This window comes from Microbacterium sp. Soil_N32 (genome assembly GCF_057655505.1).
Genome location: NZ_JBDGME010000013.1, coordinates 12,586 through 25,407 on the forward strand (window position 1 = coordinate 12,586; position 12,822 = coordinate 25,407).

9 protein-coding genes and 1 tRNA gene are annotated in these 12,822 nt (G+C 70.1%); 7 read left to right on the forward strand and 3 right to left on the reverse strand.

The window, feature by feature from the left end:
- Positions 1-55: 55 nt before the first annotated feature.
- Entirely contained in the window at positions 56-1,420 is a 1,365-nt protein-coding gene (gene radA, locus AC3A3J_RS02565; RefSeq protein ID WP_487670790.1) for a DNA repair protein RadA, read from the reverse strand.
- A 271-nt stretch (positions 1,421-1,691) separates the two neighbouring features.
- Here radA and AC3A3J_RS02570 point away from each other — a divergent pair, with 271 nt between their 5' ends.
- From AC3A3J_RS02570 to AC3A3J_RS02590, 5 genes are all read left to right on the forward strand, one after another.
- Positions 1,692-2,318, forward strand: a complete 627-nt coding sequence (locus tag AC3A3J_RS02570) for a helix-turn-helix transcriptional regulator (RefSeq protein ID WP_487670791.1) — start codon at positions 1,692-1,694, stop codon at positions 2,316-2,318.
- 90 nt (positions 2,319-2,408) lie between these two features.
- A complete protein-coding gene (locus AC3A3J_RS02575) occupies positions 2,409-3,824 on the forward strand; it encodes a cytochrome ubiquinol oxidase subunit I (RefSeq protein WP_487670792.1) in 1,416 nt (471 codons plus the stop codon).
- A 14-nt stretch (positions 3,825-3,838) separates the two neighbouring features.
- Positions 3,839-4,867 carry a cytochrome d ubiquinol oxidase subunit II gene (cydB, locus tag AC3A3J_RS02580; RefSeq protein ID WP_487670793.1) on the forward strand — a complete coding sequence of 343 codons (1,029 nt, stop codon included), beginning with the start codon at positions 3,839-3,841 and terminating at the stop codon, positions 4,865-4,867.
- Positions 4,864-6,615: a thiol reductant ABC exporter subunit CydD gene (gene cydD / locus AC3A3J_RS02585; RefSeq protein ID WP_487670794.1), complete on the forward strand. Its 1,752-nt coding sequence runs from the start codon at positions 4,864-4,866 to the stop codon at positions 6,613-6,615. The genes cydB and cydD overlap by 4 nt, the downstream gene beginning before the upstream one ends.
- Positions 6,612-8,483, forward strand: a complete 1,872-nt coding sequence (locus AC3A3J_RS02590; RefSeq protein ID WP_487670795.1) for an amino acid ABC transporter ATP-binding/permease protein — start codon at positions 6,612-6,614, stop codon at positions 8,481-8,483. Before cydD ends, AC3A3J_RS02590 begins: the two co-directional genes overlap by 4 nt.
- A gap of 673 nt (positions 8,484-9,156) precedes the next feature.
- Here AC3A3J_RS02590 and AC3A3J_RS02595 read toward each other — a convergent pair.
- Positions 9,157-9,933: a hypothetical protein gene (locus tag AC3A3J_RS02595; protein WP_487670796.1), complete on the reverse strand. Its 777-nt coding sequence runs from the start codon at positions 9,931-9,933 to the stop codon at positions 9,157-9,159.
- Positions 9,934-10,038: 105 nt separating this feature from the next.
- On the opposite strand from AC3A3J_RS02595, the gene AC3A3J_RS02600 reads away from it, so the two are divergent.
- Together AC3A3J_RS02600 and AC3A3J_RS02605 are read left to right on the forward strand one after the other, a co-directional pair.
- A complete protein-coding gene (locus AC3A3J_RS02600; RefSeq protein WP_487670797.1) occupies positions 10,039-11,085 on the forward strand; it encodes a hypothetical protein in 1,047 nt (348 codons plus the stop codon).
- Between the two features lie 69 nt (positions 11,086-11,154).
- Positions 11,155-11,245 (forward strand) — tRNA-Ser (locus tag AC3A3J_RS02605).
- Between the two features lie 143 nt (positions 11,246-11,388).
- Here the strand turns inward: AC3A3J_RS02605 and AC3A3J_RS02610 are convergent.
- Positions 11,389-12,432 carry a hypothetical protein gene (locus tag AC3A3J_RS02610; protein WP_487670798.1) on the reverse strand — a complete coding sequence of 348 codons (1,044 nt, stop codon included), beginning with the start codon at positions 12,430-12,432 and terminating at the stop codon, positions 11,389-11,391.
- Positions 12,433-12,822: the final 390 nt, after the last annotated feature.

Sequence of the window (12,822 nt, forward strand, 5' to 3'; positions counted from 1 at the left end):
CCGTCCGCGGATGCGCCGGCGTGCGGATGCTTGGGTGGGGGCCCGAGGCGGATGCTCAGAACGGGGGAACGCCCCGGACCTCGCGCTCACCGCTGCGCGCCTTGACGTCGCCGAGCGCGGCGCGGAGCGTCTTCGACCGGTCGTCGACCACGTGCTCGTAGCCCAGACGTGAGGCCTCGGATCGCCGCTGCGCGGCCTGCGTCACCGGTCGGATCTCGCCCGCGAGGCTCAGTTCGCCGACCACGGCGAGCGTGCGCGGCACCGAGAACTGCCGGATGGACCCGGCGATGGCGATCGCGATCGCGAGGTCGGCGGCGGGCTCGGTGAAGCGCACTCCGCCGACGGTCGAGACGTACACGTCGAGCGACCCGGTGGGCACGCCGGCCCGGCGTTCGAGGATCGCGAGCACCATCGCCACGCGGGACGCATCGACGCCGTGCACGATGCGCCGGGGGTTCGGCGCCTGGGTGGGCACGGTCAGCGCCTGCACCTCGACCGGAAGTGCGCGGCGGCCTTCGAGCGAGATCGCGACGCACGTGCCCGGCTCGGTGGTGCCCTGCGAGAGGAACAGCCCGGACGGATCGGGCACCTCGGCGATGCCGTCTCCGGTCATCTCGAAGCATCCGACCTCGTCGGTCGGGCCGAAGCGGTTCTTGAGCGCCCGCACGAAGCGCAGCGCGGTCTGACGGTCGCCCTCGAAGTGGCAGACGACGTCGACGAGGTGCTCGAGCACGCGGGGCCCCGCGACCTGACCGTCTTTCGTGACGTGGCCGACGATGATGATCGGCAGATCGCGTTCCTTCGCGATGCGGATGAGCGTGGCCGCGACCTCCCTCACCTGGCTCGGCTGCCCCGCGGCGCTGTCGATCAACCCCGACGACACCGTCTGCACCGAGTCGACGATCACGAGCTGCGGCTTCACCTCGTCGATGTGACCCAGGATCGTGGCGAGGTCGGTCTCGCTCGCCAGGTACAGCTCGTCGTGCAAGGCGTTCGTGCGCTCGGCGCGCAGCCGCACCTGCGCCGGCGACTCCTCGGCGCTCGCGTACAGCACGCGACGCCCGGCGTGCGCGGCCTTCGCGGCCACTTCGAGCAGCAGGGTCGACTTGCCGACCCCCGGCTCGCCACTGAGCAGGATCGCCGCTCCCGGCACGATGCCGCCGCCGAGCACGCGGTCGAACTCGCCGACGCCACTCGTGCGCCGTGGGGCATCGGTCGTGGTGATCTGGGTGATCGGTCGCGCGGCACGATCGGCCGACGGGGGCAGCGCGCTGACCCGCTGCACGATGCCCGTCTTCGTCGCCTGCTCCTGCACGGTGCCCCACTGCTGGCACTCCGCGCAGCGGCCGACCCATTTGGCCGTGGTCCACCCGCACTCGGTGCACACGTATGCGGGCGGGGCGGGACGACGAGTGGCCATGGAGCAAGGCTAGCCGGGGCATCCGACACCGCCGGACGGCCCCCGCCTGCACGGACTCCGCACGCCTGCACGGAGGGGTCGCCGGATCGGCCGTGCAGGTGGGGGAACTCCGTGCAGGGCGGCGCCGAACCGGCGAACCGCGCCCTCGGATGGGCCGCGAGGGGCCCCATGCACGCCCGCTATCGCGGGCATCCGACACTCCTATCGCCGACGGGGGTTTTTCACGGCCGAACGGCGTCGGGCACCCCCGGGGCGCGTCCATACTGGAGTCATGGCCAGCGCCGGGCCCGTCTGCGGGCCGATCTCCACGTACTCACGAGTGCAGCTCCTGCACCTCGTGCAGACGCGTGCGCAGCGCACCATCGGCGAGCTGTGCGAGGCCACCGGCCTGCACCCCAACACCGTGCGCGAGCACCTGCAGCGCCTCATCGAGGGCGGCTACGTCATCGCCGCCACGGAGCACCGCACCACCCGCGGCCGGCCGCGCACGCTCTACAGCGCGGCGACCGGCACGGGTGACGCGTCGAGCCCCATCGCCCGCGACAAGGTCACGGCCGCCGCCCGCCGCGGCGACCTGCTGCGCCGGGTGCTGCCGGCCACGGCATCCGCCCTCGGACGCGACGCCACCTACCAACTGGACGCCCTGATCGAACACCTGGAGGAGAGCGGCTTCGAGCCCGTCGTCGATGACGAGCAGCTGACCGTCGACCTCAGCCCGTGCCCGCACGCCGCGGGCCGTGCGGAAGACCGCCCGATGCTCTGCAGCGTGCACCTCGGCCTCATGCAGGGGGTGCTCGCCGAAGCCGGCGGGCCGCTCTCCGCCGAGGCCGTGCGCGCGTCGTCCCTCCCGGAGGACTGCACCGTGCAGCTGCGTCTGGCGGCGATGGCCGCCGCGTAGACGGCATCCGCCTTATTCACGGCCTGCGACCCGATGGCGCCGACAGGCCTCTCATTAGCGTGGCAGCAGGTTGAGAAAGAGGAGTGCTCCATGGAATGGCTCGACCCCCTGGTCCTGTCTCGATGGCAGTTCGGTCTGACGACCGTCTACCACTACCTGTTCGTGCCCCTGACGATCGGCATGGCGCTGGTGGCGGCGATCTTCCAGACCGCGTGGGTGCGCACCGCCAAGGTGCAATACCTGCACCTGACGCGCTTCTTCGGCAAGATCTTCCTCATCAACTTCGCGATGGGCGTCGTCACCGGCATCGTGCAGGAGTTCCAGTTCGGCATGAACTGGTCGGACTACTCGCGCTTCGTCGGCGACGTGTTCGGCGCCCCGCTCGCGTTCGAGGGACTGCTCGCCTTCTTCTTCGAGGCGACCTTCATCGGCCTGTGGATCTTCGGGTGGGACAAGCTGCCGCAGAAGCTGCACCTCGCGACCATCTGGTGCGTCGCGATCGGCAGCACCCTCTCGGCGTACTTCATCATCGCCGCCAACGCGTTCATGCAGAACCCGGTCGGCTACGTCTACAACCCCGAGACGAACCGCGCCGAGCTCACCGACTTCTGGGCGCTGCTGACGAACCCGGTCGCGCTCGCGGCCTTCCCGCACACGATCTTCGGCGCGCTCATGTTCGCCGCCGGAGTCATCATCTCGGTCTCGGCCTGGCACCTCGCCCGCGGCCAGCATTTCGACACGATGCGCATCTCGCTGAAGTTCGGTCTGTGGGCGATGATCGTCTCGACCGCGGGCGTCGTGCTCACGGGTGACCAGCTGGGCCTCGCGATGTACGCCGCGCAGCCGATGAAGATGGCCGCCGCCGAAGCCACGTTCAACACCGTCTGCGGCGCGGATGCCTCGTTCAGCATCTTCACGCTCGGCACCCCCGACGGCAGCTCCGAGCTGTTCTCCATCCGTGTGCCGTACCTGCTGTCGCTGCTGTCGACGCACTCGCTCGACGCGTGCGTGCACGGCATCAACGACCTGAACGCCGAGTACCTCACCACCTACGCCGACACCGGCATCACCGACTTCGCCCCGATCCTGTGGGTCACGTACTGGGCGTTCCGCTGGATGATCGGCCTCGGCATGGCCGCCGCCCTCGTCGCGGTCGCCGGCCTGTGGCTCACGCGCAAGAACGCCAAGCGCGAGCCCGCGCCGTGGATGTGGAAGCTCGCGATCTGGTCGTTCCCGCTCGCGCTGCTCGCCAACATCATGGGGTGGGTGTTCACCGAGATGGGCCGTCAGCCGTGGCTGGTGTTCGGACTCATGTCGACCCGCGACGGCGTCTCGCCCGGGGTGAACGGGGTCGACGTGCTCATCTCGCTCATCGCCTTCACCGCGATCTACGCCGCCCTCGCGGTCGTCGAGATCCGCCTCATCGTCAAGGCCGCGCAGAAGGGGCCAGACACCACCGAGCAACCGCACGAGGAGACGGCCCAGCTGCCGTCGGTCGTGTACTGAGAAGGAGACACGTCATGGATCTCGCAACGCTCTGGTTCTTCATCGTCGCCTTCTTCTTCGTCGGCTACTTCGTGCTCGACGGGTTCGACTTCGGCGTCGGCATGTCGCTGCCGTTCCTCGGTAAGGACGACGTCTCGCGCCGGCAGGTCATCAACACCATCGGCCCGGTCTGGGACCTCAACGAGACCTGGGTGATCGTCGCCGGAGCCGTGCTGTTCGCGTCGTTCCCCGAGTGGTACGCGACGCTGTTCAGCGGGTTCTACCTGCCGCTGCTGCTCATCCTGCTGGCGCTCATCCTGCGCGGCGTCTCGTTCGAGTACCGCCACCAGCGCGAGGGACGCAAGTGGAAGCAGGGCTTCGACCGCATGATCGTGATCGGCTCCGTCGTGCCCGCGCTGCTGTGGGGCGTCGCCTTCGGCAACATCGTGCAGGGCGTCGCGCTGAACGCCGACCACATCTACGTGGGCGGGTTCTTCTCGCTGCTCAACCCGTACGCGCTGCTGGTGGGCGTCACCACGCTGCTGCTGTTCTTCCTGCACGGCGTGCTGTTCGTCGCCCTGAAGACCGACGGGCCGGTGCACGAGGACGCGCACCGGCTGGCGAAGCTCGCCGCCGGCCCGACGATCCTCGCCGCCGCCGGCACGGTCGTCTGGACCGCCGTGATCGCGATGAGCCGCGAGGCGCCGCTGCTGTGGCTCGTGCTCGGTGCGGGTGCGCTCGCCGCCGTGGCCCTCATCGCCGCCGTGGGCTTCTCGCTCGTGCGGCGCGATGGATGGGCGTTCGTGTCGGGCATGGTCACGGTGATGCTCGCGGTCGTCATGCTCTTCGCCGCGCTCTTCCCGTACGTCATGCCGTCCACCATCGACCCGGCCTACAGCCTCACGATCGGGAACGCCTCGAGCACGCCGTATACGCTTCAGATCATGACCTGGACCGCGCTGATCGCCATGCCGCTCGTGCTGGCCTATCAGGCGTGGACCTACTGGGTGTTCCGCAAGCGCGTCACCCGCCGGTCGATCGAGGGGGCTCCGGCGCACGCGTGAAACCCGTCGACCCGAGACTGCTGCGCTACGCGGGTGCCGCGAGGGTGTTCCTCGCGGCATCCGCGCTGATCGGTGTGGTGCAGACGGCGGTCGTCATCGCCTTCGCCTGGCTGCTGACGGATGCCGTCACCGGCGCGCTGGCCGGCCGCGACGTCTCGGGCTCACTGGTGGCGCTGCTGCTCGTGGCGCTGCTGCGCGGTGTGCTGATCGCGGCATCCGATGCGGCGGGCACCCGCGCGGCGGCGAGGACCGGCATGCAACTGCGCGCCGCCCTCATCCGGTCGGTCGGTCGTCTCGGCCCCGGATGGCTCGCGCAGCGCAACCAGGCGGGGCTCGCGATCACCGCGGGGCACGGTCTCGAGGCGCTCGATTCGTACTTCGCGCGCTACATCCCGCAGCTCGTCATGACCGCGATCGCGACGCCCGTGCTGCTCGCGGTCATGTGGTGGTTCGACTGGGAGAGCGGCCTCATCGCCGCCGTGACGCTGCCCCTCATCCCGCTGTTCCTCATTCTCATCGGCATCGCCACCCGAACCGTGCAGCAGCGGCAGTTCACGACGCTGCAGCAGCTCGCCGCCCGTTTCGCCGACACGGTGCAGGGCCTCGCGACGCTGCGGCTGTTCGGGCGGGAGCGCCGCGCCGCCGATCGGATCGAGGAGACCTCAGACGACTACCGCCGCGAGACCATGAAGGTGCTGCGGTTCTCCTTCCTCTCGGGCTTCTCGATGGAGCTGCTCGCCTCGCTCGCGGTGGCGCTCATCGCCGTCGCGGTGGGATTCCGGCTGCTGTCTGGCGACCTGTCGCTCGAAATCGGACTGTTCGTGCTGCTGCTCGCGCCCGAGGCGTTCCTGCCGATCCGGCAGGTCGGGGTGCAGTTCCATGCCGCCGCGGAGGGGGTCGCCGCGACGGAGGACATCTTCGCGGTGCTCGACGAGGCAGCGGGCGTAGGGGCGGGGGCCGGGCCGAGCGAGGCGGCGGGCGTAGGGGCGGGCGGTGCGCGTGCGGCCGTGGCGGGTGCGGCCGGTGGGGGTTCGGGGGCCGGTGACACGAACTCAGGACAGACGTCGCCGACCGAGCCGGATTCGGCCCAGGACCGCGCGTTCGGGACCGCCGGTCCTGAGTTGCTGCGGGGTGCCCGCGCCGCCCTCGTGGTCGGTGGGCTGCGGGTGCGCGATCTGCCGCCCGTCTCGTTCACGGCAGAGCCCGGCACGATCACACTCGTCGAGGGGCCGAGCGGATCGGGCAAGACGAGTCTGCTCGCCGCGCTGCGCGGCGCGGTGCCCTTCGACGGCACGGCCTCCGTCGGCGGTACTGACGTGCGGGCGCTGTCGCCCGCCGACTGGACCGCGTGGGCCGGCCAGCGCCCCGGCCTGCTGCAGGGCACGATCGCCCAGAACGTCGCCCTCGGCGACCCGGCGCCCGACGACGCCGCGGTGCGGTCGGCGCTCGCCGCGGCCTGCGCCGACCTCGACCCCGATCTCGAGCTCGGCGTGCAGGGCAGCGGGCTCTCGGGCGGACAGGCCCAGCGGGTCGCCGTCGCGCGCGCACTCCACCGCCACGCGGCCGACACCCGGCGGGTGCTGCTCCTCGACGAGCCGTCGAGCGCCCTCGACCCCGAGACCGAGACCCGGCTGTGGCGCTCCCTCCGCGAGCGGGCGGATGCCGGCGCCACCGTGCTCCTCGTCTCGCACCGCCGCTCCGCCCGCGACATCGCCGATCAGGTCGTGGCTCTGGGGGTCAGCGCATGAGTGCGGTGCAGGGGAGCGGCGCCGAGGGCATCCGTGCGGATCGCACCCGTGCCGACCGCATCCGTGAGGTGCTGCGCCTCGCGCAGCCGTCGGCGCGGCGGTTCGCACCGGGCCTCATCTGGGGCGTGCTGTCGGCGGGTGCGGCCGTGAGCCTGCTCGCGGTCAGTGGCTGGTTGATCGTGAGCGCCTCGATCGTCGACTCGCTCGTGCCGCTGTCGGTCGCGGTGGTGGGTGTGCGGTTCTTCGCCGTCACCCGTGCGGTCACGCGGTACCTGGAGCGATTGAGCGGTCACGACGCCGCGCTCCGTCAGCTCGCGTCGACGCGGGCCGACATGGTGCGGCGGCTCATTCCGCTGTCGCCCGCCGGACTCGGCCGCACCGACCGCGGAAAGGTGCTCTCGGCCCTCGTCGACGATGTCGAGAACCTGCAGAACCTGCCGTTGCGGGTCGTGCAGCCCCTCGGCGTCTCGGCCGTGGTCGCGGTCGGGGCGGTGGTGTTCGTGGCGTTCGTGTCGCCGATCGCCGCCGCGACCCTGACGCTCTGCCTTCTCGTGGCGGGCGCCGCCGCGATCGGCATGGGGTGGCTGTTCGGGGCGCGCGCCGAGGCCGCCGTGTCGGCGCGACGCGCCGACCTCTCGGCCGCGCTCGTCGACTACTTCGGCAGCCTCGACGTGCTGCTCGCGTACGGTGCTGAGGCCCAAGCGCGTGAGCGCGTGACCACCGCCGATGCGGCGCTCCGCCGTGACGTGACGCGGGCGTCGCTCGCGCAGGCCGTCGCCGCGGGCGTGGTCTCGGCCGTGGCGGGTGCGGCCTCGGTGTGGGCGCTGGCCGCCGCAGCCCCCGGGCTGTCGACCGGAGTCATCGACGGCCCGTGGCTCGCGGTGGTCGTGCTGGTGCCGATGGTCGTGTTCGAGGTGTTCGGCGCGGTGCCGATCGCGGCGGCGTCGTGGCGGAGCGTGCGCGCCAGCGCGGCGCGCATCGTCGACGTGCTGCCGGATCGGATGCCCCCGGAGCTGCGCTCGGACGACGGAGAGGAGTTCGCGGACGGCGCGCGGGTGGACGTCGTTGGCGGCGGTGCAGGTGCGGATGGCGTGGGTGACGGTGCGGGTGCGGGTGCGGGAAACGGTGCGGATGCAGGTCGGGATGCGGGCCCTCGTGCCGGCGTCGCGGGCGCGACTGCCGAGACGGCGGCCGCCGGCCTCGAGGTGGCCGCGGAGACGACGCCGACGATCGCGCTGCGCGATGTGACGGCATCTTGGCCGGGCGGGGCGCCGGCCCTGCGCGGGGTCTCGCTCGATCTGCGGCCGGGCGAGCGGGTGCTCGTGGCCGGCCCGAGCGGTGCGGGCAAGAGTTCGCTCGCCGCCGTGCTCGTCGGTTTCCTCAAGGCGCAGGGCCTGTACCGTGTCGGCGGCGTCGACGCGGCGGCGCTGTCGGGGCCGGCGCTGCGTCGCGTGGTGGGGCTGTGCGAGCAGAGTCCGCAGCTGTTCGATGAAGACATTCGGCAGAACCTGCTGTTCGCGCGCGACACCGCGACCGACGACGAGCTGCTCGCCGTGCTCGACCGCGTCGGCCTGGGAACCTGGGTGCGCGATCGGGGTGGGCTCGACGCGCGGGTCGGCGACCGCGGCGCGCTCGTGTCGGGCGGTCAGGCCCAGCGCATCGCCCTCGCCCGAGCGCTGCTGCGCGGATTCCCCGTGCTGGTGCTCGACGAGCCGACGGCCGGCGTGGATCCGGATGCCTCCGACGCCCTGCTGCGCGACCTGCTCGGCGCCGCCGGTTCGCAGTCGGTGCTGCTGATCTCGCACGTGGCCCCGCCCGCCGGTTCGGTCGACCGGGTGGTGCGTCTCGACGGCGGCCGCACCGTCTGACGCGGTGCGCCGTCGTGCAGGTGGCGGGTGTCGGGGCGGACACCGGTCGGTCGTGCCGCGGCGATATGCAGGCAGCGCGGCGACGTGCAGGCGCGGGGGACGGTTTCGTGCCTGCATCCGGCGTATGTGCCTGCAGTTCGCGACGTGATGCGCGCCGGATGCACGGACACCCCACGTCTGCACGGAGGAACCGGGGGATCACTCGTGCAGGTGTGTGGAGTCCGTGCAGGTGGGTGGGCGGATGCCGGTGGGCGGGGCCGGTGGGTGGCGGCGCGGCGACGTGCAGGCGGCGCGGCGACGTGCAGGCACGGGTGACGGTTTCGTGCCTGCATCCGGGGTTTCTGCCTGCAGTTCGCGACGTGATGCGCGCCGGATGCACGGAGACCTCACGTCTGCACGGAGGAACCGGGGGATCGGTCGTGCAGGTGTGCGGCGTCCGTGCAGGTGGCGCGGGCGGATGCCGGTGGGTGGCGGCGCGGCGATATGCAGGCGGTGCGGTGACATGCAGGCACGGGGGACGGTTTCGTGCCTGCATCCGGGGTTTCTGCCTGCAGTTCGCGACGCGATGCGCGCCGGATGCACGGAAACCTCGCGTTTTGCACGGAGGAACCGGGGGATCGGCCGTGCGGGTGTGCGGCGTCCGTGCAGGGGGCGCGGGAAGCGACGAGTGAAGTCAGCCGTAGAGCGGGGTCGGAGGTTCCATGACGATGCCCTGGGCCTCGAAGGCGCGGCGGCGCTCTTCGATGCGGCGGTGCAGCTCGAGCTGTGCGGCGTCGACAAAGGCCGGGTCGAGGTCGACCGTCGGCGGATGCGGGTCGCCGTGGTTCGCGGCGATGTAGGCGTCGAGCTCGGGGCCGGAGGTCCACGAGGTGATGAGGGAGTAGCGGGGAGCGGTTCCGCGATGCCAGACCGCGTGCCAGAAGCGCTGCGTGTCGACGATGATCCGCGAGCCGGCCCGCAGGGGCAGGCGCACCTCGGTCGCCGGATCGAACCTGTCGGTGCGGAGGATCAGCATCGAGTCGGTGTCGTCTGTGAGGTTGTAGTAGCCGCGCACGACCCACCCCGTGCCCTCATCGTTGAGGCGGTTGTTGTCGTCTTGGTGGAGGTTGTAGATCGCGTCGGCGTACTCGTTGGGCTGCAGCTCGATCACTCGGCAGCGGCCGACCGGGGCGCCGGGAGCGAGAGCCCGGGCCTGCAGCGTAGGGGCGAGCGCGACCTGCGCCTCGACCCACACCCCGTCGCGGTCGGTGCGCGGGGGAGTGTGGTTCCAGAAGCCGTTGCACTCGAGGTCGCCGGCGTAGCTGGCGAGGGGCGCGAAGCGGGTGATGCCGGAGGACCGCCAGGGGATGTACTGCAGGTCGAGCCACTCGGCGGGGTCGGCGGCCTGATCGTGGTCGTCGAGCACGACGTACCCCGTCTCGGCCAGCGCCTCGGAGGTGATGTATCCCATCGCTGCACGTCCTTTCGCTGAGGTCATCCTAACTTGGGGCCTCCGACATGACACGGGACGTCACCGGGCATAACCGGTGTCGGATGCCGGCGCTAGCCTGAACACATGACGCAGCCGCAGGGTGCCCTTCTCGTGGGCAGTGTGAACTTCGACGATGCCGAGACGACGATGCGCACGGCATCCGATCTGCTCGGCGGCCACCTCCGCCGCATTCCCGACGGCGAGGTCGGCAAGCGGTTCCACTGGATCATGTTCCAGCCCGACGTGCTCGGCGAGGCCGAGGGCATCGAGCGCGTAGGCGACGAGCCGATCCCTTTCGGTGCGGGTCTCGACGCCCGAGGGCTGCGGCTCGCCGAGGGCGTCGATCCTGCCGACATCGCCATCCCGCCGCTCGGGTACGCGGCCGCGGCGATCGAGTCGTACGCGGTGTTCCGGCGTCTGCGCGACGAGGGCGCGATTCCGGCGGGCATCCGCTTCGAGGTGGCGCTGCCGACCCCGCTCGCGGTGATCTCGTCGTTCTTCCAGGGCGACGATCGCGAGGCGTTCGAGGTGCACTACACGGCGGCGATGCTGCGCGAGCTCGACGAGATCACGGCGGCGATCCCGCACGACGACCTCGCGATCCAGTGGGACGTCGCGAGCGAGATGGGCATCCTCGAAGGTGCGTCGGGCTACGGCGCGCTGATGGATGCCTGGTGGGAGGGCGACGTGTTCACCGGACTCGTCGCGCGGCTCGCGACCCTGGTCGACGCGGTGCCCGCGGATGTCGAGGTCGGGGTGCACCTCTGTTACGGCGATGCCGGCGAGCGCCACTTCGTCGAGCCGACGGATGCCGCGAACCTCGTGCGCTACGCGAACGCGGTGGCCGAGGCATCCGAGCGGCCGTTCACCTGGCTGCACCTGCCCGTGCCGATCGAGCGCGACGACGAGGCGTACTTCGCCCCGCTCGTCGATCTCGCACCCGTCAACGAGCTCTACCTCGGACTCGTGCACCGCGAAGACGGCGTCGAGGGTGCGCAGCGCCGCATCGCCGCCGCCCAGCGCTTCGCCCCCGCGTTCGGTGTCGCGACCGAGTGCGGCATCGGCCGCGCCCCGGCCGGCTCGACCGAGGGCATCCTGCGCACCCACGCCGAGGTCGCCGCCGCCTGGTGACCGGCCTTGAGCGCCGCGGTCCCCGGTCTCGATTCGCGCCGGAGCGCGTGGTGTCGTAAGCTTGTCCGCGGTGACGTGTCCGAGCGGCCGAAGGTGCAACTCTCGAAAAGTTGTGTAGGGTAACCCCCTACCGTGGGTTCAAATCCCACCGTCACCGCCACCACGAAGGCCCCGACTCCCGATGTAACGACTGGGATGCGGGGCCTTCGTCATGTGTGGATCGTGGCGAGCGGTAACACAGCAGTAACGTGATGCTGGGTTCGTCCACCTTCTGTGTTCGCGTACCTGCAGCGTGGATTGAAGTTATTCGGCCATCTCGGCCGCATGCCAGCGTTGGAAGATCTCCACGGTGATGGCGGTCAGCTCTTCGAGCTCCTCCTTGGGCACATCCGCCAACTTCGGGCCAATTGCCCAGTCGGTGTACCCCTTCGCGAGGTACGCGATGGATAGTTCTTCATTGGTACTTGACTTGAGATAGCGATTCGCGAGCTGAACCTTCCGCACTCCGAATCCCTTCTTGGCGTGACCGGGGGCGCGCCGATTGACGCAGAGCCGCTTCTCCTCGCCTTCGAGGACTTCGCGGTGCAGGAGCTGAAGGTGCCCGATCCAACTCGGCACGAGCGTGGACTCCTCCGGATGGGGGAAATCTGTCTCATCCGTCGGGTCAACCGAGATTCCGACATAGCTGTTGAAACGGATCGTGTTCAGGCTCCCCGGCATGCCCCTGCCGACCACTTCGATCTGCCCGCGAAGTTGCTTGCCATCCCGAAGCAGCGGCGACCGAAACTCGATGGATGGCATACCGCTACCACCGCGATGCACATCGACGTTCCACCCAGGCATCCGGGGCGCTAGATCCAACGCCGAGAGCCAGGCTTCCACAGTGCTCTTAAGGAGCCGCCCCTCACCGTGAATGTCATCGATCGTGAGCCGGGAGTCATCGAAACAGTCAAGGCTCTCCGCCCAGTCGATCAGGAAAACTCCCGGGTAGTCCGTCAGCCATCGTGGCGCAGAGTCCTTCTTTGGTATGAGCACGAAGAGCGTTGCTTCCGGCCCGAGAGCGAGAAGCTGATCCTCAACCTGGGCTCTGGTGAGCTCATGGTCGAGTTTCGCCTCGATGCCGACCCGCTGCTCATCGAACTCCAGCTCCACATCAACCCGCACAGTTGACTGAGTACCACCATGGAGCTTGTGCTTGACCTCACAGCGCACAGTCTGAAAGCGTCCGAGCCTCGTGGCGCTGACTCGCTCGAGCAGCTCGGTGAAGCGCTGGTGCTGATGCCGGATCTCCGCGGCAAGCGCGCGCGTCGCCATCGTCTCTGTTCTGTAGATCGTCACCTCGTGCATGGCCTAACTCTGGCAGAACAGTTGGTCGGCGCTACTGAACCGCCCCGCGACGACCCCTTTCGGACGGAATTCGTCTCCTGAGCTCGTAGCCCGGTGCCCCGCTCACGCCGATGCTGGCGCTGACTGAAGCGCCTCTCGTGCCAACTTTGTCCAGGAGCACTGCTTCCCGCATGACTCACCGTGGAGCACGGTCTGAAACGGCCCGACGTCCGTTCCTATCGGGAGCCTGGTCCGGCAGCCGCCTTTTTGGTGGATCCGAGGCCACGGTAGTACGCGGTATCGATCTCCATCGGGGTGCGCATGTCGAGCTTGCAGTGGAGGCACTGGTTGTTTCAGCACCACACCCTTTCGAGGGTGGCGAGCCCACCGCTGCCGCATACCAAGCCGCGT

Excerpts from the sequence above, each read along its gene's own strand:
- radA (WP_487670790.1), bottom strand. The coding sequence starts at position 1,420 with ATGGCCACTCGTCGTCCCGCCCCGCCCGCATACGTGTGCACCGAGTGC.
- AC3A3J_RS02570 (WP_487670791.1), top strand. The coding sequence starts at position 1,692 with ATGGCCAGCGCCGGGCCCGTCTGCGGGCCGATCTCCACGTACTCACGA.
- AC3A3J_RS02575 (WP_487670792.1), top strand. The coding sequence starts at position 2,409 with ATGGAATGGCTCGACCCCCTGGTCCTGTCTCGATGGCAGTTCGGTCTG.
- cydB (WP_487670793.1), top strand. The coding sequence starts at position 3,839 with ATGGATCTCGCAACGCTCTGGTTCTTCATCGTCGCCTTCTTCTTCGTC.
- AC3A3J_RS02590 (WP_487670795.1), top strand. The coding sequence starts at position 6,612 with ATGAGTGCGGTGCAGGGGAGCGGCGCCGAGGGCATCCGTGCGGATCGC.
- AC3A3J_RS02595 (WP_487670796.1), bottom strand. The coding sequence starts at position 9,933 with ATGGGATACATCACCTCCGAGGCGCTGGCCGAGACGGGGTACGTCGTG.
- AC3A3J_RS02600 (WP_487670797.1), top strand. The coding sequence starts at position 10,039 with ATGACGCAGCCGCAGGGTGCCCTTCTCGTGGGCAGTGTGAACTTCGAC.
- AC3A3J_RS02610 (WP_487670798.1), bottom strand. The coding sequence starts at position 12,432 with ATGCACGAGGTGACGATCTACAGAACAGAGACGATGGCGACGCGCGCG.